This is a genomic window from Escherichia sp. HH41S (assembly GCF_009820115.1).
GTDB classification, from domain to species: domain Bacteria; phylum Pseudomonadota; class Gammaproteobacteria; order Enterobacterales; family Enterobacteriaceae; genus Escherichia; species Escherichia coli_F.
The window spans coordinates 1-376 of sequence record NZ_VNXE01000042.1; the positions used below are offsets into that span (position 1 = coordinate 1).

Here is a 376-nt window from a genome sequence, read left to right on the forward strand (position 1 = left end):
TAAATCCCCGTAAAGGCAGATGCGCGCCATGCCCGGTGACGCCAGAGGGAGTGTGTGCGTCGCTGCCATTTGTCGGTGTACCTCTCTCGTTTGCTCAGTTGTTCAGGAATATGGTGCAGCAGCTCGCCGTCGCCGCAGTAAATTGCGGCATGATTCGGCACCGATGAACCAAAACAGCACAGCAGCACATCGCCCGGTTGTGCTGATGACAACGGCACCTGATACAGCCCTGTGGCCTCCAGATTATCCAGATAGAGATTCTGGCCGTTACGCCACCAGTCATCCCCGCGATGAAAATTCGGCATCTCAATCCCCGCCAGATGATAAGCATCCCGGAACAGTGTGTAACAGTCCGTCACACCGTGCTCAAAGCGCC

1 protein-coding gene is annotated in these 376 nt (G+C 56.1%); it reads right to left on the bottom strand.

The genetic code is table 11. The features are described from left to right. Positions 1-376 (bottom strand): NlpC/P60 family protein (locus FQZ95_RS26955; protein WP_160530090.1); only part of this gene is annotated, 376 nt, incomplete at both ends.